At 42.2% G+C, this 24,766-nt stretch carries 19 protein-coding genes; 6 read left to right on the top strand and 13 right to left on the bottom strand.

Features of this window, described 5'->3' with window-relative positions; all coding sequences use genetic code 11:
- Positions 1-930 carry a lysophospholipid acyltransferase family protein gene (locus WFY05_RS13830; protein WP_340113482.1) on the bottom strand — a complete coding sequence of 310 codons (930 nt, stop codon included), beginning with the start codon at positions 928-930 and terminating at the stop codon, positions 1-3.
- 124 nt (positions 931-1,054) lie between these two features.
- On the opposite strand from WFY05_RS13830, the gene WFY05_RS13825 reads away from it, so the two are divergent.
- Positions 1,055-1,837, top strand: a complete 783-nt coding sequence (locus WFY05_RS13825; RefSeq protein WP_340113481.1) for a glycerophosphodiester phosphodiesterase — start codon at positions 1,055-1,057, stop codon at positions 1,835-1,837.
- 184 nt (positions 1,838-2,021) lie between these two features.
- On the opposite strand, the gene WFY05_RS13820 is transcribed toward WFY05_RS13825, so the two are convergent.
- Both WFY05_RS13820 and WFY05_RS13815 read right to left on the bottom strand, forming a co-directional pair.
- Positions 2,022-2,630, bottom strand: coding sequence for a class I SAM-dependent methyltransferase (locus tag WFY05_RS13820; RefSeq protein ID WP_340113480.1), 609 nt, complete (start codon positions 2,628-2,630; stop codon positions 2,022-2,024).
- Positions 2,631-3,563, bottom strand: coding sequence for a CE1 family esterase (locus WFY05_RS13815; RefSeq protein WP_340113479.1), 933 nt, complete (start codon positions 3,561-3,563; stop codon positions 2,631-2,633).
- 76 nt (positions 3,564-3,639) lie between these two features.
- On the opposite strand from WFY05_RS13815, the gene WFY05_RS13810 reads away from it, so the two are divergent.
- Positions 3,640-4,515 carry a ChaN family lipoprotein gene (locus tag WFY05_RS13810; protein WP_340113478.1) on the top strand — a complete coding sequence of 292 codons (876 nt, stop codon included), beginning with the start codon at positions 3,640-3,642 and terminating at the stop codon, positions 4,513-4,515.
- A gap of 42 nt (positions 4,516-4,557) precedes the next feature.
- Here WFY05_RS13810 and WFY05_RS13805 read toward each other — a convergent pair whose 3' ends face one another.
- Positions 4,558-6,873 carry a T9SS type A sorting domain-containing protein gene (locus tag WFY05_RS13805; protein WP_340113477.1) on the bottom strand — a complete coding sequence of 772 codons (2,316 nt, stop codon included), beginning with the start codon at positions 6,871-6,873 and terminating at the stop codon, positions 4,558-4,560.
- Between the two features lie 33 nt (positions 6,874-6,906).
- Positions 6,907-10,008 carry a tail fiber domain-containing protein gene (locus WFY05_RS13800; protein WP_340113476.1) on the bottom strand — a complete coding sequence of 1,034 codons (3,102 nt, stop codon included), beginning with the start codon at positions 10,006-10,008 and terminating at the stop codon, positions 6,907-6,909.
- Between the two features lie 157 nt (positions 10,009-10,165).
- Here WFY05_RS13800 and WFY05_RS13795 point away from each other — a divergent pair, with 157 nt between their 5' ends.
- The 3 genes from WFY05_RS13795 to WFY05_RS13785 all read left to right on the top strand — a co-directional run bounded on the left by WFY05_RS13795 (position 10,166) and on the right by WFY05_RS13785 (position 14,831).
- The gene (locus WFY05_RS13795) at positions 10,166-13,264 is read left to right on the top strand and encodes a ligand-binding sensor domain-containing protein (protein ID WP_340113475.1); all 3,099 of its coding nucleotides are present in this window, start codon (positions 10,166-10,168) and stop codon (positions 13,262-13,264) included.
- On the top strand, positions 13,261-13,869 hold the full coding sequence (locus WFY05_RS13790; RefSeq protein WP_340113474.1) for a response regulator transcription factor: 609 nt from the start codon (positions 13,261-13,263) through the stop codon (positions 13,867-13,869). The genes WFY05_RS13795 and WFY05_RS13790 overlap by 4 nt, the downstream gene beginning before the upstream one ends.
- A 188-nt stretch (positions 13,870-14,057) precedes the next feature.
- Positions 14,058-14,831, top strand: coding sequence for a LuxR C-terminal-related transcriptional regulator (locus WFY05_RS13785; RefSeq protein WP_340113473.1), 774 nt, complete (start codon positions 14,058-14,060; stop codon positions 14,829-14,831).
- Here the strand turns inward: WFY05_RS13785 and WFY05_RS13780 are convergent.
- The 5 genes from WFY05_RS13780 to mnmA all read right to left on the bottom strand — a co-directional run bounded on the left by WFY05_RS13780 (position 14,828) and on the right by mnmA (position 20,379).
- Complete coding sequence (locus WFY05_RS13780) at positions 14,828-16,861, bottom strand: carbohydrate binding family 9 domain-containing protein (RefSeq protein WP_340113472.1); 2,034 nt, start codon at positions 16,859-16,861, stop codon at positions 14,828-14,830. The two genes, WFY05_RS13785 and WFY05_RS13780, sit on opposite strands and share 4 nt — an antisense overlap.
- A gap of 3 nt (positions 16,862-16,864) precedes the next feature.
- Positions 16,865-17,488, bottom strand: a complete 624-nt coding sequence (gene nadD, locus WFY05_RS13775; protein ID WP_340113471.1) for a nicotinate (nicotinamide) nucleotide adenylyltransferase — start codon at positions 17,486-17,488, stop codon at positions 16,865-16,867.
- Between the two features lie 92 nt (positions 17,489-17,580).
- Complete coding sequence (gene gmk / locus WFY05_RS13770) at positions 17,581-18,165, bottom strand: guanylate kinase (protein ID WP_340113470.1); 585 nt, start codon at positions 18,163-18,165, stop codon at positions 17,581-17,583.
- A 39-nt stretch (positions 18,166-18,204) separates the two neighbouring features.
- A complete protein-coding gene (locus WFY05_RS13765; RefSeq protein ID WP_340113469.1) occupies positions 18,205-19,074 on the bottom strand; it encodes a YicC/YloC family endoribonuclease in 870 nt (289 codons plus the stop codon).
- A 126-nt stretch (positions 19,075-19,200) separates the two neighbouring features.
- Positions 19,201-20,379, bottom strand: coding sequence for a tRNA 2-thiouridine(34) synthase MnmA (gene mnmA, locus WFY05_RS13760; RefSeq protein WP_340113468.1), 1,179 nt, complete (start codon positions 20,377-20,379; stop codon positions 19,201-19,203).
- A 180-nt stretch (positions 20,380-20,559) separates the two neighbouring features.
- Between mnmA and WFY05_RS13755 the strand changes: the two genes are divergently transcribed.
- A complete protein-coding gene (locus tag WFY05_RS13755; RefSeq protein ID WP_340113467.1) occupies positions 20,560-21,840 on the top strand; it encodes a spondin domain-containing protein in 1,281 nt (426 codons plus the stop codon).
- 66 nt (positions 21,841-21,906) lie between these two features.
- On the opposite strand, the gene WFY05_RS13750 is transcribed toward WFY05_RS13755, so the two are convergent.
- From WFY05_RS13750 to WFY05_RS13740, 3 genes are all read right to left on the bottom strand, one after another.
- Positions 21,907-22,428, bottom strand: coding sequence for a hypothetical protein (locus tag WFY05_RS13750; protein WP_340113466.1), 522 nt, complete (start codon positions 22,426-22,428; stop codon positions 21,907-21,909).
- Positions 22,429-22,515: 87 nt separating this feature from the next.
- Positions 22,516-23,394, bottom strand: coding sequence for a hypothetical protein (locus WFY05_RS13745; protein ID WP_340113465.1), 879 nt, complete (start codon positions 23,392-23,394; stop codon positions 22,516-22,518).
- A 64-nt stretch (positions 23,395-23,458) separates the two neighbouring features.
- On the bottom strand, positions 23,459-24,718 hold the full coding sequence (locus WFY05_RS13740; protein ID WP_340113464.1) for a DEAD/DEAH box helicase: 1,260 nt from the start codon (positions 24,716-24,718) through the stop codon (positions 23,459-23,461).
- Between the last annotated feature and the right edge of the window lie 48 nt (positions 24,719-24,766).

Genomic DNA, 24,766 nt, shown 5'->3' with positions numbered 1-24,766 from the left:
TTACTGAATAAGTTCATGGGCATCGGGGCGCTTGTGCTTCCATCGTCTGTGGCTCCAAAGATAATATTCCGGTGCGTCTTTTATCGCTTCCTCCATTTTTTGAATGTACGAAAGCAGAATTTCATTGAGTTGTGCTTTTGCCGGTTCTTCAAACAAGAGAGAAAATTCGTATTCATATTGGCCTCGACCCAATCGTCGTGCACGCTGAAAAAAAACGGGTTGGTTGGTTTTCCGCGCAATCTTTTCGGGGCCGGCGAAAAAAGCGGCTTCCCGGTTAAAAAACCGTACCCACATTCCCTGGTCGGGCAAAGCACTCTGATCGGCAGCCAGCCACAAAAAAGTTGGGATTCCCTGCCTTTGAAAATCGAACATAGCTTTGGCAACTCGTCCCATTTGCACACCCACACCGCCCCATTTTTCGCGCGATTTCAATAAGAAATCGTCCATTGGCTGATTGTTGCGCATTTTGTTATAAACCATTAAAACCCTGTGTTTAGCCATAGTTTGCATCAGGCTGGCCCACTCCCAGTTATGCTGATGAAAGGCCACTACAATAACACTCTTACCCTCATCAGCATATCTGTTGAACACGTCGAGTCCTTTAAAACTTACCCTTTTACTCAACTCTTTTTCCGAAATTCCATACATTTTCATCGACTCCAGAAACATGTCTGATAAGTAACTGTAAAATTTATTCCGAATGGAGAACAGCTCTTCTACTGATTTTTCAGGAAAGGCGTGCTTCAGATTATCGATAATTACAGTACTTCTGTATTTAATCACGTTTCGAAGCAGAAAGCAGATAAAATCCGAGATCAGGTACAGAACACTTAAAGGCAACTGCGCAAATAACTTCAAAAGAAGAACCAGAGAATGATTCCCTAAGTTTTCCCAAAAACCAACAGTGTTTTCTTTTGTCGTATTTTGCATGCCTTAATGTGGCCCTTTAAGTAATATCACTAATGTTTTATTTCTGCCGAAAAGCAAATCCAAAACTACATTTTTAAGCTTACATTCGCTAAAATAATTCTTATATTCGATACAAAACAGAAGCATGAGAACAGCAGTAATTTCTTTACTCTTAACATTTATAGGAATGAGTTTAATGGCTCAGCAAACATTTATCGCTCACCGGGGGGCCTCTTACCTGGCTCCTGAAAATACGGTAGCTTCGGCAAAGCTGGCCTGGGAACTGGGTGCCGATGCTGTTGAAGTTGATGTGCACCTGTCGAAAGATAACCGGGTGATGGTAATCCACGACAAGGACACCAAACGCACCTGCAATGGCAAGAATAACCTGACCATTGCTAAAACTCCGTCGCTGGTGCTGCGCGACCTGGATGCCGGAAGCTGGAAAGGAGAAGAATTTGAAGGCGAAAAATTACCCTTTCTTTCCGAAATTATCGAAACGGTGCCCGAAGGAAAAACACTGGTTGTTGAAATTAAAGCCGGCGGAGATAAAATTATATCGGCGTTACGCCGCTGTATCGATAACAGCGGGAAGATCGGTCAGATTGTTTTTATCAGCTTTGGATGGAATACGATTTTACTCACTCACCGGGAATTTCCGGAAAATAAGTGTTACTGGTTGAGCACCTCAAAAGTGGGGCTCAATAAAAAAATGGAACAAAGTGCCGAACTGGGACTGACCGGTGTTAACCTGAAATACTCAGTGATTGATGAAGAGGTGATAAACGCAGCCAAAGTACTGAACCTTGATGTACTAACCTGGACCGTGGACGAACCCGCGGAAGCCAAACGCCTTAGCGACCTTGGAGTTAGTGGAATTACGACCAACCGCCCGAAATGGCTGAAAGAAGAGATGGAGAAATTGTAAAAAAAGGGATTCCAACCATGAAATCCCTTTAAAAATCCGACGTTTTTTGAACAGTGCCTTATTCGCACACAGCTTAACTATTATTGAATCACCTTTCAAAGATAGGTTCATAATATGTTAACCCGACTTAACGTGAGTAAATTATTGTTAAACAAGATTTACAACTGTTAAATTTGAAGCCATACTATACAGAATGATTATGTGCCACTACCAATTGAAAAGCACCTTTACCAATAAGTTTTGACTTTTGAATGGTAAATCCATTTTGCGGAAGAATAGTATTTAAACCTCCGGCAGTTGAATAGCTTTTAAAATTTCGGTTGTGCTCTATACCGGCCATGAACTCGGCAACCTTACTGCTCACACCCACATAGTTCTTTGGTAAGGGAACGGCATAATCCAGAATAACAATTCGTTCGGTAATCTTTTTAATTTCTGAAAGGATGGGTTCCTGCAACTCCGGCGAAAACTGATGCAGTGCCATCGACAAAATAGCCACATCAAACTTTTGGCCGTAAAAACCTGAAAGATCGGTAGCATCGGCCACTTGAAACGATGCATTTGAAATGTTTCTTTTTTCTGCATTTCTGGCAGCAAATTTTACCATCGATTCCGAAAGATCGATCCCTGTTACCGTTGCCGCTTTTTGTGCCAGGTCGAAAAGCTGAGCACCCGTACCGCAGGCAATATCTATTACATGTTCGCCCGGCTGAATTTCCAATGCCAGTCGTTTCCGAAAACTCGCCAGCAGCGGATCGATAATAGTACTGTAAACAAAGCCGGTTTCTAACATTTAATTAGTTTTTATCGATTGAAAGAAATCCCAAATTTCATCGCAGCCATTAAAATCGCCATTCACATTTCCTACCAGCTTTCGGGGCAGATATTGTTTTGCTCCGGGCCAGGTGTGGCCGCCGTTTTCGATGCGAATATTCACTACTTTTAACAACTCATTTTCAGGATTCCGCCAAACCGTTTTTACTGCTCTTGAACCATCTCTTTTGTTAACATCTTCGAAGGTACTGACTTTTGCCTTTTTAGTACAGCCATTTACTTGCTTCCAGTATTCTAGGCCTTCATCAATGCTTAGCATTTCTCCGCGATTTTGATTTAATACCACAACCGGACCGCCGCTATAGGGAACCAATGAATCGGCAGTTCCGCAAATAAAAATAACCGAAACCGGATTTTCAGGATTTGTCTTTTGCTGATCTTCACTCATATTTGCAGCTACTACCCCAATGGCTTTAAATACTCCGGAGCGTTCGATAGCCAGCCGTTGCACCATAAATCCTCCATTGGAAATTCCGCAAGCAAAAATATTATTTCTGTCAATCGAAAATTTGCCATCCAGATCTTCGATCATTGCATCAAAAAAGCCCACATCATCAATGTTCAACCTACGGGCAGCGGCGAGCGTATCGCGATCTCCGTCATTCCAGCCTTTCTTATATCCATTCGGATAAACGGCAATAAATTCATCGCGATCGGCCAAAGTATTAAAACGGCCACATGTAAATCTGATCATTCCGGCTGCCTTTCCTCCTCCACCGTGCAATATAAAAACCAGCGGGTAGTTCCGGTTCTCTTCATAAGTCTTCGGAATGTAAACCATGTAATAGCGTTCGAGTCCGTCAACTTCCAGGCCAACAGTTTCAACTCCTTTTTGAGCTTTTGCTGCAATGGTCACCAGAATCAATAGGAATACAAAAAGAAATCGATTCATTTTTACCTTAGTTCTTCTAAATTAAACTCCAAAGCCTTTTCTTTGTTGTTTTACTCAATGTTATAAAATTATACAAATGAAGAAATACTTTTCGCTTTTGCTTGTTGCCTCCCTGTTTGTTTTTAGTGCGTTTAAATCTGATAAACCGGCTTATTCTCTTTTTGATAAAAAGGGGAAACCAGAGAAATACGAAAAAATGCTGAATCAGTTGGAAGATGCCGATATTGTACTGTTTGGCGAATTGCACGACAATCCCATTTCGCATTGGTTACAACTGGAAGTGACTAAAGACCTTTACGCACAAAAAGGCAAAAACCTGGTGCTGGGTGCTGAGATGTTCGAAAACGATAACCAGGTAATTATGGATGAATACCTGTCGGGAGAAATCTCGCAACGTAACTTTGAAGCTGAAATGCGTTTGTGGCCCAATTATAAAACCGATTACAAACCGCTGGTTGAATTTGCCAAAGATAGTGGGCTGTATTTTGTGGCCACCAATGTTCCGCGACGTTATGCATCCTTGGTTAACAGCAAAGGTTTTGAGGGGCTGGAAGAACTTTCAGACGAAGCCAAAGCATTTTTACCTCCGCTACCACCGGCTTACGATTCAACCCTGAATTGCTATGCCAGTATGATGGAAATGGAAGGAATGGGAAGTCATGTAACTTCTAATTTCCCGAAAGCACAGGCCATAAAAGACGCCACCATGGCCCACTTTATTCTACAAAACTGGGAGCCGGGAAAACTTTTATTGCATTACCACGGTGCCTATCACAGTCAAAATTTCGAGAGCATTTACTGGTATCTGAAGCAAGAAAATCCCGATTTGAAAATCGTTACCATTCACTCGGTTCTACAAAAAGATGTTTCGGAACTGAAAGAAGAAAACACCGGGCTGGCTGATTTTACGATTTGTGTGGATGAGGATATGACGCGGACGAGACAAAATTAAAAAAGGCAGAAACCGAAGTTCCTGCCCTTTCTAATCTACTCTCTAACGGTGTTGGAGAACAATTTTATTCGTAAAAACCTGATCTTTTATTTCGGTTCTTATGTAGTACATTCCGGCGTTATTACCACTCAGGTCGAGCTCTATAAAAGGTGAATCTCTGTATTCATTACGAATAATCTCCTGCCCGGTGATATTGGTTACCAGCACGTCAATTGTTTCATCCGGAGGTGATTTAATTTCGAGCATCAATCGTCCGGAAGTGGGATTTGGATAAGCCCTTACTCCGAATTCCGTTAGTTGGGAAATTTGATCAAACGAATTACTTAGGTTCGCTGATTTATTCAGTGCCGCCACTGCCGCCGCCTGTTCTCCTTCGATTATTAGTGTATAGCAATCGTACGACCATAATTTGGCTGCTCCTCCCGAAACTTCGATAAAATATTCGGTTCCGGCATCCAACTGATAAGTTTTGCTTTCTGCATCAGAAGAAACAGGCGTCAGCATTGTTTTTGTATCCGCATAAATATTAAATTCAAAACTTTCGGTGTGAATCAGGCTAAGGGTGTATAAACCCGCAGTATCAGAGTTAAACGCAAATACATCTACATCGCGAGCAGGTGCAATTCGTGCTGTAACAAGATTATCCAAAGAGATTACAGGAGGACTTTTGCGGATCGATTCATTGGGTTCAAAAGCATCGCTTCCATTATCTACTACAGAAACGATCTCAGAAAGCTCGCATCCATTGGCATCCCGTACAAAAACCTCATAGTCACCAGCAGAAAGACCAGCAATTGTATCGTCAGGAATGTATACTACACCATCTAAACTATATTCATACGGAGCAGTACCCCCTTCAGCTGCAATGATCACTTCAGCCGTTTCACCACATCCCGAAATTTCGGTAGCCGATGCAGTAAAACTAAGTGCTGATGCAGGTGCCCCCACATCGAAACTCATACTTGTTTCGCAGCCGCCCGTGCTGGTAACTGTTAGTGTATATGTACCTTCAGATAATCCTGAAAGATCTTCGGAAGTATCACCTTTTACTCCCTGTCCGTTCCAGGAATAAGTAAAGGGACTATTTCCAGTAACCGTAACATCAATCGCTCCAGTGGATCCCCTAAAACAGAGTACGTCGTCAACGGTTCCAAAAATATCTGCAGCCGATTCTTCTTCAACTTCAAAACTTTCAAAGTAGATACAACCGTTGGCGTCGGTCATGGTCAATTCATAGCTTCCGGCAGTGGCACCGGAAATATCTTCTTTTACACTGGTACTACCGTCGGGCCATAACCATGAGAAACTATATTTTCCGGTTCCACCTATAGGCGTAATGTCTATCGAACCGGTGGCTGATCCGGCACAGGCATTTCCAAGTATCACATCCGACAATTCAAGTAGCGGTGGCTCTGTTATTTCTACCGTTTCTGTTGCCTCGCATCCGTTGGCATCGATTACTGAAACCGGGTAAATTCCCGGAGCGAGATCGGTATAAATTGCGTCTGTTTGGTAACCATTGCTTCCCAGCTGATACATATACGGACCTGTGCCTCCATTGGCGCGACTCAGATCGATTAACCCGTCAAGATCTCCAAAGCAAGAAACCGGAGTGGCTTCGGCATTTACTCTTACAGCAGAAGGTTGTGTTACCGCGTAACTTGCGGTGCTTATGCAGCCGTGAGCATCTGTAACAGTTGCGGTGTAGGTTCCTACCGCCAGATTCCGGATTGTATCTGTTGTTTCTCCTGTATCCCAAAGTATTTCGTAAGGAGCGGTTCCGCCCGTTACCTCAACAAATGCTGAACCGTCGGCGCCGCCAAAACAAAGAACGTTGGTTCCGCCGGCCGCAGCCACAAGTGGATCGGGCTCGGTGAGCGTGACGGAGAAACCGTTTCTCTCCACACCATTGCTATCGATTACTTTCAGGTTGTAAATTCCAGCCGGTACATCCAACAAATCTTCCGTTGTACCCATTAAAATTGAATCAATGCCAACAATGTTTGACCATTCAAATAAATAAGGTGGTGCTCCACCAATAACCGATACATCGATGATGCCATCGCTTCCGCCGAAGCAGGAAATATTAACAGTCTGTTCGAGTATTACATTGAAATTCAGTTCCAGTTCATTCAGGATAATTCCCTGAGTCGCTGCACTGGGACCGTTTAACTGAATAAACGTAGCCATTTGTCCGGCAGAAACATAGCCTGTATAGTTACCGCCGCTTACTACGGTAGCGCCATTTGAAGTGGCATTTTGGTTCAGTACTGTTTGTGCATCAATCATAAATGGTAGCGCACAAATCGCCAATGCAAGCAACAATAATTTTTGTTGATGCCGAAACAATGGCTTCATGATCTTATGTATTTGTTTTAAAATCATGACTGATTATTTTAAACCCGGAGTTGAAGTAATTTCTTCTGTCGACACCGGTGCCGCTTGGCCATGCACAAGTTTTACCAATGCATCCATTTGCGCTTTTAATGCTTCTATCTCAGAGGTATTGGATGCCGAAGCAGAAAGCTCAGCTTTTAGTTGCGAGTTTTCAGTTTCCAATTTTTCAACTTTGGCGTTAAGTTCTTTAACTGCTTCAATTAGAACCGCTGACAAACCATCGTAATTAACCGATTTATAACCTTCTGCATTTGTTTTTACCAACTCCGGAAACTGTGCTTCCAATTCCTGGGCAATTACACCAATTTGTTTTGCATTGGTAAAATGCTTTTCCGGGAATTCATCTTTTCGCCAATCGTAAGATACACCGTTCACCAACTCTACTTTTTTCATCACATCATCTCCAAGCGATTGAATGTTGGTTTTATATCTTCGATCAGAAACGCCGAGATTGAGTGTATCGCCGTTTAGAGTAATAAATCCATCCACACTGAGCCCACCACTAACCTGAAATGGTGTATTGCCACCAACCCCATGAGAACTGTAGAACATTTCTTCACCAGATTGTTTGTTCACCATTCTAATAAAACCTCGTTGAGTTGCGTCATCAACAGCACCTATCTGCATAGCTTCGAAGCCCTCTGTCCCCTGGAGTGTAATCCATGGAAGATCAGGGTTCTGCTGGCTCCCAATATAGACGTTTCCCGAATTCGGCCCACTCACAGCTACTGTTCCGACCCAACTTCCATTATCGTTGTTTATCCCCATCGAAGCCAAGTCTCGCCAATTGTTAGGATCTGACTTGTTGACAATGCTAAAAACGTGTGGTTCCAGAAATGAAATAGCGTCTTGTGATGATAAATCTATTTTACCATTCTCTCCATTTATTAGTACTCTTTCCTCTCCATTATTAGAGAGACTAATTCGACCCCACGAATCTGTTCCATTAGTATTTGCATATATACCAGCGGCTCCATAATAGCCACCGTTACCGTCCGGTTTATCCGTAAAAACAGTAAAAAATCCTAAATCATGATTATTATCCCAGGGCTGGCCTCCCATCTGTATATTTGGAGTGTTGTTGCCTTGCAAAAATATTTCACCACTGGAAACACCGTTTTCATTCACAGTATTCAAGCTAATTTTTTCTACTCCAAAACCATTGGGACTTAAATACAAGTTCTTCCCGTTTTCCGACCAAAGGTTAATAAAACCGTACTGGTTCCCATTTTCATCGGGTAATACAGAAAGTTCCATCGCTTCAAAATCATTCTCCCCGTATAGAGCTAACTGTGGAAGATTGGCATTTTCCCAGTCCCTGCTTCGAATACGAAAATTCAAAGACTCCGGGCCATTTAATGTAATTGTTCCATGCATACCGGTTCCTGTATCAGGATTTTCCCACATATTCAAGTTTGCAAACTCACGCCAATTATCACCTGTCCTATTTAGGCTTATAATGTATGGTTGAATTGAAGCTAATTTCTGATTACTGCCGGAAATATCTACTGATCCAAATTCATTCTGCTGTTCATCTTCATAAACAGCCATACGAATCCGGTTTTCATCGGTAGCACCGTTTAAATTCAAATAAGCCCTGTCGGGGTTGTTCCAATCGCCACCCGTTTCAAAGTTTGTAGTATTTGGACCACGTGTAAATAAATAGCCATAAATCATGGAGTCTATACCGATCTGACTATTCATACCAACATTTTGTAATCCAAATCCTTCCGGACTTAAATGTAAATTCTTCCCGTTTTCTGACATCAGGTTTATAAAACCATACTGATCTCCGTTTCCATCCGGAACAATTGATAATTCCATACCATGAAAATCATTTTCACCATGCAGGTTTATTAAAGGTAAATCGGATGTTCCTTCCCAATGACGTGTTCCTAAATGTATATTTCCAGTGGTTGGACCACTTAAACTAAAATAGCCGGCATCTCCATAACCATCCCGATTTTCAACATTTATTGATGCAAATTCCCACCAATTTTCCCCGTTTCGATTAAAACGAATTCCATTGGATGAAATATGGGCTTCCTTGTTTTCCAGAGAGTTTAAGTTTATGTACGCGGTTTCTGTAGAATCTTCATATAAAGACATCTCGAGCGCGTATTGATCCTGGCTTCCATGCATTTTAAAATATGGCAAATCGGAATTATTCCAAAACCGTCCTCCCATTTCCATGTTCATTGTGTTTGGCCCCATTAATTGGAGAAAAGCAGAATAACCTTTGCCTTCCCAATCGTGAACACGATACTGAGCGTATTGACGGTTGCCCTGAATAAACAATTGAGCATCAGGCCTAATAAAATTCCTAAACTCAGATGCTTGTTGAGATCTGTTATACTGAGATAAGTTAAGACTGGAAGAGACAATGGTATCTCCGCCATTAGAATCCTGATAAGAATTTGCATACAACGATGCCACTCCGGTCCTCATTGCCGACAAATTTAAATTCGAATATTCATTCCCATTCCACATGCTAGACTGAATGGATGCTCCAATCCCGTTCTTATTCGATAGAAAAAAAGTACTATTATCACCATTCGAGTAAAAACTACCCTTCCGATTTCCTTCAGTATCGTGAATACTAATCTCTCCGTCATTGGCTAAGGTGGATAGATTTCCTATGCGAACATTGGGAAGCCCGTTTGGCCCGTTTAATAACAACTCACCGCTTTGCAAACTATCACTACGCGCAAAAAAGCGGCCAACAATAGTGTCTTCATCGTTTCTTACAGTTAACTCACTTCCTTCGAATGGAGAACTAAGTGGCTTAAACAAAGTAACCTCCGACAAAGCAGTTCCATCCACTGCTATGGCCATACTTTGTTCAGTAACTCCGTAAAATAAACTGTCGGGCAACGGCTCGATACTTCCCAACACCACAAAGTATAAGCCATCGGTTATTGTAACATCGGAATGCGTTTCGCTCCAGCCAACTGCAGGAATTTCAAAAACAAAAGTGCGGGTACCGTCGACCGGCGTTCCCGATTCAATCAATTTTCCCTGAAAAGGGATTTTTTGGCCAAATGTCAGTACTGACACTGCCACCAAAAAAAGTGTAAAGAGTAGATTTCGTTTCATAACATAAGTATTTGAGATTAAACCCTATTTTTTATCACCCATCAAGTTACCACTACAAAGCATGCGAGTAAATAACCAGATCTTGGTATTTTGAACCATTCCAAATAAGTTGTGTTATAGAATGCAATAAGGGTTTAATGTACTAGTCCTCAAAAAGATGAAACCTAAGCAAAAAGGCTTCTTATTAATTTTTAAAATTTTATTGCGTGCTTTTATATTGTGCGCGGTATTTCTATTTGCCAACATTGCGTCTGTTTCGCAGGAAATGACAGAACCTGAGTTGTTTCACTGCACCGCTATCGGGCAGGAAGAAGGGCTGGTACAGCTAAATGTCAAGAGCCTGACGCTTGACGAACTGGGCTATTTGTGGGTAGGCACCGAAGATGGATTATTGCGCTACAACGGTTTCGAATTTAAATCGTTCTTGCACGATCCGGTTGATTCGTTTTCCATTGCCGACGACCACATACGCGGCATGCTATTTTCAGGAGGGAAATTGTGGATCGCAACCAACTCAAAAGGCATTATTTATTATGTGCCGGCTGAAGACAGATTTTACAACTTTACGAACGACAATATGGAACCGGACCTTTTAACCGGGTATAAAATTTTGTTACCTGTTAAGGATACACTGGTCTTTTCGATTCAAAACAATCTGTTTGTTGTTAATGACAAAAGCGGTGAACATTCGCGAATGAAACTTCCACATACTGCCAAAGAATGTGTGGTTAACGATGTCCTTCCCCTTGGCGATAATCGATGCTGGATGGCAACAACATCGGCCGGGATTCTGGAAGTAGATAAAAATGTCTGTGAGTTCGCTGAGACTCAACTGTTAGAGAACAATACCAATAATTGTTTCCACAAAATCGATCAGCAGGTTTTTATCGGTACCGAAGAAGGTTTGTTTACCTACGACCTGGAGAAAAATAGTCTTCATTCAACTTCGTTTACCAATCCTGTAAATTGTTTCTACCCCATAAGTAAAAACACTTTTTATTTGGGCACCGATGTGGGACTTTTCCGCTACAACCAAAGCGATGAGACCATCACACCAGAAATTATAAAAACACAAAACGATGTGCTGCATGCACAGCTCGACATTAACCAGATTCTGGGCGACGACAAAGGAAATATCTGGATAGGGACCGAAGGCGACGGGCTGTTTCATTACAATCGCTATCAGCGGAAATTTGCCCCCATAAAACTTCAGCTCGACGAATTCCCGCTAAGCTCGAACATCAGCACTTTTCAGTTTTTACCTACCGGTGATTTCTTGTGGCTGGGCACAAAATACGGCATGGTAAAATACAACTTTAAAACAAGTAAATTTCAATTCTACGAATCGGAACATAAACCATTGATTTATACCATTGCCAAAGACGAAGACAACGCCATCTGGGCAGGAGGTTTTACATCCGGGTTGCTAAGGTACGACCCAAAAAATGACATTTTTGAGACGGTAAAGTCGGATTTCCCCGATAACGATATCGTTGAAATTATTCCCCGGGGAAACAATCGCTTATGGATTTGTACCTGGGCCGGTGGAATTCATTCTTACAATGTGGAAACCAGGGAAAGCCAGGAAGTGATGATTGATGATAAGCGAATTAATCGTGCACGCTGTTCGTTGATCGACTCCAAAGGCAACACCTGGTTGGGTACCGACGAAGGTGCCTTTTGCATAACACCACGACTGGAGGCCAAACAATATATTGCTGATGTGAACAGCGACTCAGGATTGAGCGGCGAACGTATTTTTTCAATCTCCGAAGACCGTACCGGAAACATTTGGCTGGGAACCAATGTGGGCCTGACCATGCTGGATGTACAAACTGATAAAACCACCTTGTTTTACAAACAAAAAGGACTGCCGAACGATTTTATTTACGCCGTTTTGATTGCTGCGAACAACGATGTTTGGGTAAGTACAAATTATGGTATTTCGGTGCTTCGCAGAGAAAGTAACTCGTTTACTAATTTTACGGTCAGCGACGGATTGCAAAACAATGAATTTAACGGGAAAGCAGGATATCAGGACAAAGAGGGAAATTTTTACTTTGGTGGGATTTCAGGCTTTAACATTTTTAAACCTGAGGATTTGATCGAAAATCCGCACACCCCAAAAGTTTATATCGAATCGGCCGAATTGTTTAACAAACCTTTAAACAGGAATGAATTATTCGCGGATGAACTAAGTTTCAAGAGCCGTGAAAATGTGTTAACCTTCAACTATACTGCCTTAAATTACCTGGCACCACAAAAATGCAATTTCAGCTATCAAATGGAAGGTTTCGATCAGGATTGGCGACCAGTTACTAAAAACCGAAGTACTACTTACACGAACCTCGATCCGGGAACGTACACCTTTAAAGTGCGGGCTACCAACGATGCGGGAACCTGGAGTACATTCACCGATCAGTTAACTATCACCATTGTTCCGCCCTGGTATGCATCAAACTGGTTCAGGATGCTGTTCATTTTTGTATTTCTGCTCAGCGGAATTGTATTTTATTTCTACCAGACCAATAAATTAAAGCGCGAAAAATTAAAGCTTGAAAAAATTGTTTCGCACCGCACGAGGCAGGTCAGAGACAAGAACCGTGAGTTGGAAAGCGCTTACCACGAAGCTACAGAACAACGCGACCAGGTACGTTTTTTAATGAAAGAAATGCGCCACCGGGTAAACAACAACCTGCAGATCATTTCCAGCTTGTTAAGTATTCAGGGTAATCGTGTAAAAAGCCCTGAAGCTGTTGATGTGCTTGAAATGGCAAGAAACCGGATATTGGCCATTGCACAGGTAGAGAACAAAATTAAGTCGGATTCGGAGAGAATCGAGATCGGAAGTTTTATCCGCGAAATCGCGGAAAATATTATACACGCACTTTCCGGTGCCAATAACCTGAAATTCAAAAGTACCTTCGAAATCGAGCGCATCGAAGTCGAGAACATCAACACTACGCTTATCGGGCTTATTGTTAACGAATTGATCACCAATACTACAAAACACGCCTTTGAAAAGAGCAGTACGGAAAACGAACTTCGGATATCGTGTACGCTGAAAGATGAAATCCTGACGCTAACAGTAGCCGACAACGGGAAAGGTTTTGATCCTGCTCAGTTTGGAAGCGATTCGATGGGAATGAGCCTGGTAGAAGGAATGGTTCAGCAACTGGAAGGGAAATTAAGTATTGAAGGGAAACTAGGCACAGTAGTAAAAATTGAAATACCCGTTAAAACCACAGAAGCATGAAACAGATACTGCTCATTGAAGACGAAAGGATCATTGCCGATGATCTGCGAATCAACCTTGAAAAAGATGATTTTGCCCGGGTGGAGATCTCTGCAAACTTTGATGAAGCACAAGAGCTTTTTGATTCGTTTGTACCGAGCCTGATCATTTCGGATGTACAACTGAATGTTGAACCCGACGGGATTGATATTGTTGCTAAACTTTGCCGGCAGAGACAGGTTCCTGTGATCTACCTTACTGCCTACAGCGATGAAGAAACCGTTCACCGCATCGAACAGACGCTTCCTTTTGCCTACCTGCTGAAACCCTATAACATTAATCAATTAAGAGCTACAGTAAATCTGGCTTTACAGAATTTTGCCGGGAATAATCATTTGGCAATTGATGAAGAAAACTTAGAGAAAATTGATCAGCTGACCACACGCGAAAAACAGGTTTTGGCCATTTTAGCAACTGGGAAAATAAGCAAGGAAATAGCCGATAACTTGAATATTTCCATCAACACCGTAGAACAACATAAAAAAAACATAAAAAAGAAATTGAATTTAAGCACGGTAGGCGAACTTGTTAATTTTGCAATCTCAGCACGATTAGAGGCTGAATAAAAAAAAGCAGGAACCGAAGTTCCTGCTTGCAAATCTTTAATGTGTGTATGGAGAATATTTTTCTCCATTTTTAGTTTCACAAATCGAATGCAAGATAATTGAGGAAATTGTATTTCGAAATACCTAATTTTAGGTATATTGTAGATTAAATTTAGAAATAAGAGTTTGTTAGTTCCGGGGAAGAGATTATGGATCAGGATAGTATTGCAAGAATAAAAGCGGCGTGGAAACCCAATAAAATTAAAAAACCCGTTAAAACCGAGTTGTACCTCAACATCATTGAGCAGGTGGCCAACCTGTTTTCGGCCGGCAGTTTCTATTATTACATTATGAATTTCGATACGATGCGCATGGAGCATGTTGATGAGCGCATTAAATCGGTGCTCGGGTTAGATCCAAAAGATTGGAGCCTTGAAAAGGTCTTCGATCTCGTTCATCCGGAAGACCTGAAACACATGCACCGAAAAGAAGCCGCAGCAGTAGATTTTATCCTGAACCGGATCCCAACCGAAGATATACTAAAATACAAAGTAGCTTATGTTATTCGCCTGAGACATACCGACGGCAGTTACAGAACCATACTTCAGCAATCGAAAACACTTACCGTTTCGGAAGATGGTAAAGTGCAGCAAGTTTTGGGCATTCACACCGATGTAAGTCACCTGAACATGCCTGTGGACAATAAAATTTCGTTTATCGGCGATGGCCGCCCCTCGTTTTTTGCCATTCCAACCGAAGAGAATTTCACACCGGAACATTACGATTACAGCACGCTTTTCACACCGCGTGAGAAAGAGATCTTAAGCAACATTGCCAACGGAAAAACCTTTGGAGAAATTGCCGGGATTTTAAATCTGTCGCCACATACCATCAACACGCACAAGAAAAATATTCTTCGGAAAACCGATTGCCGAAATACAACCGAATTGATCGCCCGCTGCGTGAGGGATGGGATCATCTAATTGATCAATGAAATAGGATATGTAAGTTTTAAAAAGAAGTTATCTGTCCCGGGCCGACCAGTTTGTTCCCCATATTGATCACGCGAATAAATCAGGTACAAAGCTCCAAACGGCGGTTTAAAGCGCCAACCAAACATGCCGTAAAAGTAAAAATTTTCATCTTTGGTATTATTCTGGGCAAAAACCCGCAACCACAAATCATTGGTAAAGTTATAATCGGCAGTAATTACATTGATAAATGTGGAATTGTTCTCAGCATCCGGGGAGAACTCGAGGTAATTGGCCGTGTAACTCAAACTAACTTTTTTCAACAGTTTAATTCGTCCACCCCCTGAAACCAGGTAGAAATCGCGATCGAAATTATCTCCCGTTGTATAACTCAGAATCGCATGGCTCCACTCCTCTTTATTATACCCCACTTCGAATCGATGCCTATGGTTATAATATTCTTTCTCGAAAAGTTTGTACTCGTTGTTGTATGAATATTCAAAATTGAATTTATTTTTAAAATAGAAATTAATGGCATCGGTGATATACCAACTGCGAAGATCACCGGTTTCACGACTCCAGAAAATATTATTTCGGCTCTGCAACTGGATGTACTCAAACGTATTGTCTTTCATCCACCATTTATAAGTTATATCACTATCGATCTCACGCCGGTCATCATCAGTTACAAATCCGGTTTGGTTGACATTTTCCTGAAAATTTTCACCAATTTCAGTATATCGAACATGATAGTGGTAAATATTATTTTCGCGCGCAAAGCGCACAAACCAGGCACTATGACTCAAAAAGTCACCCGGTGCACTACCCACCAACTGGCCCGTGAGTTTCCATGTTTTTCCCAGGTTCATTACATAATCAACACTCAACGATCTTGTGTAACCATCATTCCAGCTTTTATCCACAAACGTTAGTCCCAGGGTAGATGATTTTAGAAAATCATATTTGGCACGTGCAGCCGTATACCATGTGGCAGGTTCCTCTTCCGATAAATCGGGTGTTTTAACATTTAAAACATTGAATTGTGTTCGGCCTATTTTCCCATTCAAACGACTTCCAAAATCGATATCCTGAATTCGACGTGAATAAAATGTTTTTATCCGTGTGTTATACATTTCATTCCCTTCCTGAAAAAACAATCTTTTTTCCGGATAGCTCAGTTCATATCGTGTGAGGTTTATTTGTTGCTGATCGGCTTCTACGGTGGCAAAATCGGGATTGATGGTACCGTTGAATGATACATTTGGACTGATTTGCCAGCGAACATCGCCTCCGCCATCCAGCTTCCAGTCTTCGCCTGAAGTCTTGAAAACCGACAAATACGGGAAAGCAGTCAGTTTCATCCGGGATCCGGGAGATTCGATACCCGTGGCTTTCCCTCCCTGCGATATACGAAAATCTTCAGTCAATACTCCAGACCAATATGAAGTTTCAAAACTTGACCGGATTACCCGGCCAAAATTAATACCCCATTCGTCGAGGCCTTTTTTGTATTTCAGACTGTGAAACGGAATTTCAAACTCAGCAACCCATCCGTTTTCATTTATTGCTGCAGCACATTTCCATTCTGTATCCCAGTTAAAGTCTTCATTTCTTCCGTCATCATTCACTTTCACGTCAAACTGGGTTCCTAAAGGATTTGTAAGAAAAATATAGCCACTTCTGCTATCATTGTATGTATCCAGTATCAATGCAACAAGATCTTCGCTCTTGCTCAGTGCATCGCGGCTTTGGTTTTGAGCAACTATGCCAGCCGACTGATCACAAATAAAAACAGCGTATAAGCTAGTCTCATCTGATCCGAAATAAACCACCGTTTTTTCTGAACTTGGATTACCGGTTTGAGGTTCCATTTGCACAAAATCGGTTGCGGGTTTGGCACCATTCCATTTTTCCGGTTCAAATACTCCATCAATTACAGGTGGCGACTCAAGACGAAAAATGTGTATCTGCTTTTGAGCACTTAGATTGAAAACACTCAAAATGAAACATGCAATTAGAAAATGAGACCTGAGTTCAATCATGATCTATTTATAAAAATTCATCTCTTCAAGATATGCCCAGGTTTTTGCCGGCAGAAAATGCCGGACGTCTTTACCGGCTTTGATGGCTTTTCGAATAAAAGAGGCTGAGATTTCCATCAGCGGGGCATCTTCAGCCACGGTAACATTTTTATGCACCTGAACTTTTTTGCGATCGAATCCGGGCCGCGGATAAACAATCACTCCGTAATTTTCAAGAATAGTCTCGAAGTTTTTCCATTTATGAAAGTTTTCCAAATTATCTGATCCCATTAAAATAACAAAGTGATAATCCGGGTGCTGATCTTTTAAGTAAGCCAGTGTATCTACCGTATAACTGGGTAAGGGCAGATTGAACTCGATGTTGGAAGCCCGCAGCCGGTCGTCGTCATCCACAGCGCGATGCACCATTTCGAGGCGCTGATAATCATCAAGCAGATTATTTTTGCTTTTGTGCGGGTTATGAGGCGAAACCACAAACCACAACTGGTCGATATCGGTAAACTCGACCATATAATTGGCAATGGCCAGGTGCCCGATATGAATTGGGTTGTAAGTACCAAAATACAGCCCGATCTTCATTTTCAGATTTGTTTTTGGTGCAAGTATGTCGGTTACCTGGTTGCTCATGAGTTAGGTAAATTTACAAAAATCGTAATTTCGAACTAGGTCGTGAATGTCATGCGAACTTGATTCGGCATCTTTTAGATGCAGATCCCGAATCAAGTTCGGGATGACGATCCAGTACCGAGAAATTCAGACAATACTTTTTCCGCCTCTGCAAATGCTTTTTCCAAATCGTCGTTCACGATCACCACATCGAACTGTTTGGCAAAACTGAGTTCGTGTTCAGCTTTTGCAACGCGCATAGCAATCTTTTCCTCGGTTTCGGTAGAACGCCCGGTTAAACGATTCCGTAATTCTTCCACCGATGGCGGCTGCACAAATACCGCCAAAGCTTCCTTACCGTAATATTTTTTTATGTTGAGACCACCAACCACATCTACATCAAAAATAACGTGCTTGCCTTTGTTCCGAATTCGTTCTACCTCGTTTTTCAAAGTACCGTAACTTGTTCCCTTGTACACTTCTTCCCACTCCAGGAATTCGTCGTTGTCCACCTTCCGTGAAAATTCTTCGGCCGATAGAAAATAATAGTCCTTGCCATGAGTTTCGGTGTGCCGGGCTTCCCTGCTAGTTGCCGAAATGGAGAATTCCAAATCAAAACCTCTGCTTAGCAAATGCCGTACAATCGTTGTTTTACCTGCACCCGACGGGGCTGAAAATATAATGAGTTTTCCTTTCATTTTCTAGCTTCGAGCCTCGAGCCTCAAGCTTCGAGCTTTTTAAAGTACATTCAACAATTGTTCTTTTACGCGTTCGAGGTGGTCTTTCATTTGAACCACCAATCGCTGGATGTTGCTTTCGTTGGCTTTCGATCCGATGGTGTTAATCTCCCGGCCGATCTCCTGCGAAATGAAACCAAGTTTTTTACCCGATGAAGTTGGTAGGTCTGCTGTTTCGTAAAAATACTCGCAATGGTTATCCAGGCGTACCTTTTCTTCATTGATGTCCAGTTTCTCCAGGTAAAATATCAGCTCCTGCTCAAAACGGTTTTCATCAACATTCTGTTTCAAAGTTTCCAGGCTGTCGGTTAAACGGTTTTTAAGAGCCTCTATTCGCTGTTTCTCAAAAGGTTCAATCTGTTTCAGCAAAGCATGGATGCTTTTTACATTACCCAGTATATCGGCTTCGAGTGCTTTTCCTTCCTTTGTTCTAAAATCATCGATATCGCTAAGTGCCGCTACAATATTACTGTAAATAGTATTCCATTCCTGTTCGTCGAGTGTTTCGTATTCGGTTTTCACTACATCGGGCAGGCGCATTACGGCTTGCAATGTCGTGTGGTCAACCGGCAATTTCAGATCGGTACTAATTTTACTGAGATCGTTGTAGTAACCTTTCAGAATCGGCTCATTGATTTTTGAGTTCGATTCTTCACCCAGGTTTTCAACATAAATATTCAGGTCTACCTTCCCGCGTATCAATTTTTCTGAAAGCGCTTTTCGAATTAAAATGTCTTTCTCGCGATACAGTGCGGGCGTTCTTGTATTGATGTCGATCTGCTTGCTGTTTAACGATTTGATTTCGATGGTAATTTTCTTGTTGTTTACCTCGAATTCAGCTTTCCCAAAGCCGGTCATCGATTTTATCATAGTATAAAATTTTTATTCAAATTTAGCATAAAGTCTGTAAAAACAACTGGATGTTGAATCCTGGATTCCGGATACTTGATTAGAGCATCTTACAGTATTCCCTTAACCCTTTTCAGTCCCTCGATCTTACTTGATCACTCCCGAGCCAATTAGTTCGTCTCCCAGGTACCAGGCAGCAAATTGCCCCGATGTGATTCCCCGCTGTTCGTTCTCGAACAAAAACCAGGCACCGTCTTCGCGCAAATGAATCGTTCCTTTCTCCAGTGGCTGACGATAACGGATGCGGACATCAAAATCACGTTTCTCGCCCACATTCATTTCCAGATCGGGCCTGATCCAGTGCATATCTTCGGCAGCTACAAACAATCCTTTCCGGTGCAATCCCGGATGATCCTGTCCCTCGCCAACGTATACGATATTACGCTTTACATCGGTACCAAGCACAAAAAGAGGTTCTTTACGACCTCCGATATTAAGTCCTTTTCGTTGTCCGATGGTGTAAAAATGGGCGCCTTCGTGTTCACCGATCACCTCACCATTCCAGGGTTTAAACGGAAACGGGAAACATAATTTACGATAGTTCTCTTCTGTGATCTCCAGTTGCTTTTTCTTTTCCATGAATCTGGCCGGTATTTCAATCACATTACCTGTTTTAGGCTCCAGTTGTTGCTGAAGAAATGTCGGCAGATCCACTTTCCCAACAAAACAAATGCCCTGTGAATCTTTTCGTTCAGCAGTTGGCAGGTTCTGTTCTTTGGCAATTCTTCGCACTTCCGGTTTCAGCAATTCGCCAATCGGGAACATGGCTTTCGAAAGTTGTTCCTGATTCAGCTGACACAGAAAATAACTCTGATCTTTGTTCGGATCTTTACCGGCCAAAAGCTGGTGGATGGTTTCCCCGTTCACTTCTACCTCACTTTTGCGGCAATAATGCCCCGTTGCCACAAAATCGGCATCAAATTTCAGGGCCTCTTCCATAAAAGTGTCGAACTTAATCTCGCGGTTGCAAAGTACATCGGGGTTGGGCGTGCGACCTGCCTGGTATTCGGCAAACATGTAATCGATCACGCGTTTTTTGTAGTCCTTACTAAGATCGACAATATGAAAAGGGATATCGAGCTTCTTGGCAACCATTTTGGCAATCAGCGAATCTTCTTCCCAGGTACACGAGCTGGTAAGCACTCCTTCACGTTCATGATAATTGATCATAAACAATGCAAGTACATCGTGCCCTTGCTCCTTCAGCAAATAAGCCGCAACACTTGAATCGACTCCACCTGATAATCCCACTACTACTCTTGCCATGGCGCAAAAGTAGAAAGATAAGTGTCAATTGTCAAAAACCATCATGAAAAATGAAGGATTTGTTAATGCGTCCAGATGCTTCACATTCAAAGTTTTATCAAAAGTTGAAATCTTTGTGACCTTTCCGTGATACTTTCCCCTGACCTTTGACTCAGTTTATTCACTTAAAATTATATCGTTATGAAATCACTACGAATCTTATTAGGCTTAACTCTTGTTGCTTTTCTTTTTGCTCAATGTGAAAAAGAGGAGTTTACAGAACCCGAATTGAAAAAAGGTCCACTGCCGGATGTCGTTCCGGCGAAGATGTTTACAGTAACCGTTGAAAATGTTTCAACCCATTACAAGTATTTTGAGGCTGGTGCAGTTACGATTCCTAATGGAGAAAGTGAAGCAGGTCCCGCCTTCCCGGGGCATTCGTTTTCATTTTCCTTCCATGCCGGACCAAGTCACATGCTTTCGTTTGCTACCATGTACGGACTATCAAACGATGGATTTTATGCGCCTGACGGAGATGGGATTGCACTCTTCCAGAATGGAAATCCGGTGACCGGCGACATCACTTCACAAATTATGTTGTGGGACGCAGGTACCCAAATGAACCAAATGCCCGGCCCAGATAATCCACACAATGGCGACGATACCGATGATCCGGTTCAACTTATGTCGGACGTTGGCGATGGCTATGATTACGGTATGGTGGATACCAACCTGAAAGTAATGCTCGACTATGATGGTGATCACATGTTTACTGTGACTATCGATGTGTTGAGTGGAGCAACAACTGCCATATCGCCTGTTGCCTGGGTAGTACATTCAATGCCAAATCCGATTTTTGAAGCAGGTATGCAAGATTGGGATAAAGGTTTGGAAGATCTGGCCGAAACCGGAAATCCCGGACCGTTATTGCACTACCTGATGTGGAACAGTGGTTATGTTTCGCCGGTTGCACCGGTACTTTGGGCGGTTCACGAAAAAGGTGAAATGCCAATATTCACCAGTAATACACCCGACCGTGGTGATGGTTTGGAACTGTTGGCAGAAACCGGAGATCCAAGTGAATTGGCCGGCAATTTGATCGATATGGGTTATAATGCCGGTGCACATGCCGTTCCTGATGGTGAAGTTGATGCAGGTCCGCTATTCCCAGGAGCAAAATACACTTTTTCCATCGACGCCAAACCCAACCAGTATTTAAGCATAGCAAGTATGCTTGGAAATTCAAACGACATATTCTTTGCTTTTGGTGATAGCGGAATAAAACTGGCTTTCGGTGACGATACACAAGACATTACAAAAGAGGTGATGCTTTGGGATGCAGGAACCGAGGTGAACGAATATCCGGGAACCAAATCGATGGATGAAGACGAAGGTGGAGATGTAGTGCCACTAAATGATGGTTACACTTACCCTGCTGTTGATAAGATCATAAAAATCACGATCCATAAAAATAAGAAATAGAGACTTGCTGAGGGAAAGACTTTAAGTAAAAATCCGCCGGTGTTTGCCGGTGGATTTTTTATGCTGTTATTCCACCCGTTTTAGGTTATTCGTGCCAAAACAAGCCATTTCACGCCCCGGAAAACCTACATCAAAAACGGTTTGAATTTCATCTTTACCAATAAGTTTTATGGTAAACTTCGCCCTTCCCCCGGGGACAAAATTCTCGATCCGCTCGGTTTCAAAAATCAAGTTCGATTTAGTGGACAACGAATCATTCAACACATACTCATTAAAGAAACCTTCATTATGATATTGTCTGAAAACCACCACCTGACGTGCTTTATCGAAACTGATGATTCCCTGGTCATCATGAATTTCTCCCTCCGGATTTTGATCAGTGGGGTCAAACTCCGAATGATGTTTTACTTCAATATACTGCCTATTCATCAGCCAGTTGTAGTTGGCCGAAACTTCTGATTGCGCATTTCCAAAACCGGTTCCGGTTCCCTCCCATTTGCCAATCAAGCCATCAAATATTTGCAAAGAATTTTGTGCATGAACATTAACAATTACGCACATAAAAATTATCAGCGAGATATTCTTCATCGATTTTTCTTTTTTCTTTCGAAATGTAACTAATCAACAGAGATTAAAAAACCATGGAGACAGCTACATCTAAAAATTCACAAACGGTTATACTTCTTTTTTTCCAAAAGGAATTACAAAGCCGATAGCAGGGAAAGCTACAAATCTATCCATGCCGGTACCAAACGGAATTGCGAACATGAAATCGAGCGAGGCCTTTTTGATCAGCCACCGGCCACCCAAACCAATTACGCCACCACCATCTCCATCGGCATGCACATAATAATTCTCGGTAATAAAATACATTCGTTTTGAACCGCGTACCATACCACTCAGATTAATCAGAGGTGTACTGGCCCATTCTCCGGCAGCAAAAGCATAACCAAGTCCAAAGGTGAAATTCTTGTCCCGGTCACCAAAAGTGGAAACACCATACACAATTCCGAATGTGGCCTCATCTTCACCCAAAACGGCACCTGCCAATGCACCCGCTCCCAAATTCAATTTATCTTTTACCACAGGAACTGATAGTTTGGCAGTTAAAAAAACCGGTGTAGGTCCACCTCCAAGTAAAAATAGAGGAATAACTCCTCCTCCCAACGAAATATTATCTGTAACTCCAACAGTAAACTGGTTCCAGAAAACATAAATATTCTGATAATATCCTTCCCCTTTTTTAAGACCGTATCCGTTTGGAGCCCAGAAATATCGCGTAGCCTGTGGATTCTCGAACCATATTTCGCCATCTTTAACCTGCTCAGCTCTGATCACTTCCCGACTTTTTATATCTATTTTCCTTATGGTGATTTCACCGAGATCATCGGTTTTCAAAACCAGCGTTTGCTGGTCTTCATCAATAACAGTTCCGATATATTCATTCCCGTTATTTGTTTCAATTCTAACGAGTACTGAGTCCTGAATTTGGGCATTTAGGGTTCCTGAAATAAGCAAGCACAGGAAGGTAAAAGGTAAAATAAAGTTTTTCATATGGTAATGGTTGTTAGTTGAATCTGAAGTTACAAAATATTACCATGTTATGTTTACCCAATACCTACTTTTTCTTTTTCTTCTGATAATTCTTGCGGTGTTGGGCTTGTCCTCCGCCCCCTTGCTTTTTGTACTTATGAAACTTGCCTTTTCGTTTTTTCTTTCCTTTTATCGGTAGTTTCCATTCAGGGCCAATGCCCAAATGATCAGGCATCGGGATTTTGAAGACCTCCCGCTCGATCAGTTGTTCAATCTGGTGAAACTTGTACATATCGTCTTCGTTCACCAAAGTTAGCGCCACTCCGGTTGAATCGGCGCGCGCTGTTCGCCCCACTCGATGTACATAGTCTTCCGCATCACCGGGAACATCGTAGTTCACTACAAGGTTGATGTCTTTTATATCGATTCCACGGCTCATTACATCGGTAGCTACCAGAATACGAATGCGTTTCGAGCGGAAACCATTCAAGACACTTTCACGCTCCGACTGTTCAAGATCGGATGAAATGGCTTCAGCATCAAAATTCTGCTTCTTTAAGGTTCGTGCCAACTCGGTTGTTGCCCGTTTTGTTGAACAGAAAATGAGCACACTTTTATACTCCGGATTTTCGGAAATCAAATGCGCGACCAAATCGTTTTTTTGCTTGTTGTAAATAAGATAAGCAGCCTGTAGCACACCTTCTGCCGGTTTCGAAATTGAAATGTTGATTTCCTGGGGTTGATATAAAATCTGAGATGCCAGTTTCCTGATCTTTGGTGCCATCGTTGCACTAAACATCAAGGTTTGTCTGTCTTTTGGCAAGTATGAAATAATCTTCACAATATCGTCGTAAAAACCAATATCCAGCATGCGGTCGGCTTCATCGAGAATAAGAAATTGTATGGTATTGAATTTTACATAGCCCAGGTTGAGGTGAGAAATCAGTTTCCCGGGAGTTGCAATTATAATGTCGGCTCCCTGGGTCAGTGCGGTCTTTTGTTGGCCCCATTCATCGCCATCGCCACCACCGTAAAGCGCAATGGAGTGAATACCCATTGTATATCCGATTCCCTGCACCTGCTGATCGATCTGCATGGCCAGTTCGCGGGTTGGAACGATAATGAGTGTTGACGTTTCGCCGCCCGGCAAATCGGCAATAAAATCGAGAATAGGTAGTAAAAATGCAGCCGTTTTTCCTGTACCTGTTTGTGCACAGGCAATTAAATCGTGACCGTCAAGTATTGTGGGGATGGCCTGCTCCTGAATTGGAGTAGCGTCTTTAAAACCCATGTAATCAATGGCGTCCAGCAGGTCGTCGTGTATTCCGAGTTCAGAAAATTTCATAAATACTTTTAAAATTGAATCGCCACAAAGTTAAGCAAATAAGTGGCT

The sequence above is a fragment of the Maribellus mangrovi genome, assembly GCF_037646455.1.
GTDB classification, from domain to species: Bacteria; Bacteroidota; Bacteroidia; order Bacteroidales; family Prolixibacteraceae; genus Draconibacterium; species Draconibacterium mangrovi_A.
Note: the sequence above shows the minus strand (reverse complement) of the source record. Positions and strands in the feature narration are given on the sequence as shown.

What these genes read in the sequence shown, in the direction of transcription:
- WFY05_RS13795 (WP_340113475.1), top strand. Translation starts at nt 10,166, where the DNA reads ATGAAACCTAAGCAAAAAGGCTTCTTATTAATTTTTAAAATTTTATTG.
- WFY05_RS13800 (WP_340113476.1), bottom strand. Translation starts at nt 10,008, where the DNA reads ATGAAACGAAATCTACTCTTTACACTTTTTTTGGTGGCAGTGTCAGTA.
- WFY05_RS13825 (WP_340113481.1), top strand. Translation starts at nt 1,055, where the DNA reads ATGAGAACAGCAGTAATTTCTTTACTCTTAACATTTATAGGAATGAGT.
- WFY05_RS13750 (WP_340113466.1), bottom strand. Translation starts at nt 22,428, where the DNA reads ATGAAGAATATCTCGCTGATAATTTTTATGTGCGTAATTGTTAATGTT.
- nadD (WP_340113471.1), bottom strand. Translation starts at nt 17,488, where the DNA reads ATGAGCAACCAGGTAACCGACATACTTGCACCAAAAACAAATCTGAAA.
- WFY05_RS13785 (WP_340113473.1), top strand. Translation starts at nt 14,058, where the DNA reads ATGGATCAGGATAGTATTGCAAGAATAAAAGCGGCGTGGAAACCCAAT.
- WFY05_RS13765 (WP_340113469.1), bottom strand. Translation starts at nt 19,074, where the DNA reads ATGATAAAATCGATGACCGGCTTTGGGAAAGCTGAATTCGAGGTAAAC.
- WFY05_RS13810 (WP_340113478.1), top strand. Translation starts at nt 3,640, where the DNA reads ATGAAGAAATACTTTTCGCTTTTGCTTGTTGCCTCCCTGTTTGTTTTT.
- WFY05_RS13780 (WP_340113472.1), bottom strand. Translation starts at nt 16,861, where the DNA reads ATGATTGAACTCAGGTCTCATTTTCTAATTGCATGTTTCATTTTGAGT.
- WFY05_RS13745 (WP_340113465.1), bottom strand. Translation starts at nt 23,394, where the DNA reads ATGAAAAACTTTATTTTACCTTTTACCTTCCTGTGCTTGCTTATTTCA.
- WFY05_RS13755 (WP_340113467.1), top strand. Translation starts at nt 20,560, where the DNA reads ATGAAATCACTACGAATCTTATTAGGCTTAACTCTTGTTGCTTTTCTT.
- WFY05_RS13815 (WP_340113479.1), bottom strand. Translation starts at nt 3,563, where the DNA reads ATGAATCGATTTCTTTTTGTATTCCTATTGATTCTGGTGACCATTGCA.
- WFY05_RS13830 (WP_340113482.1), bottom strand. Translation starts at nt 930, where the DNA reads ATGCAAAATACGACAAAAGAAAACACTGTTGGTTTTTGGGAAAACTTA.
- gmk (WP_340113470.1), bottom strand. Translation starts at nt 18,165, where the DNA reads ATGAAAGGAAAACTCATTATATTTTCAGCCCCGTCGGGTGCAGGTAAA.
- WFY05_RS13820 (WP_340113480.1), bottom strand. Translation starts at nt 2,630, where the DNA reads ATGTTAGAAACCGGCTTTGTTTACAGTACTATTATCGATCCGCTGCTG.
- WFY05_RS13790 (WP_340113474.1), top strand. Translation starts at nt 13,261, where the DNA reads ATGAAACAGATACTGCTCATTGAAGACGAAAGGATCATTGCCGATGAT.
- WFY05_RS13805 (WP_340113477.1), bottom strand. Translation starts at nt 6,873, where the DNA reads ATGAAGCCATTGTTTCGGCATCAACAAAAATTATTGTTGCTTGCATTG.
- WFY05_RS13740 (WP_340113464.1), bottom strand. Translation starts at nt 24,718, where the DNA reads ATGAAATTTTCTGAACTCGGAATACACGACGACCTGCTGGACGCCATT.
- mnmA (WP_340113468.1), bottom strand. Translation starts at nt 20,379, where the DNA reads ATGGCAAGAGTAGTAGTGGGATTATCAGGTGGAGTCGATTCAAGTGTT.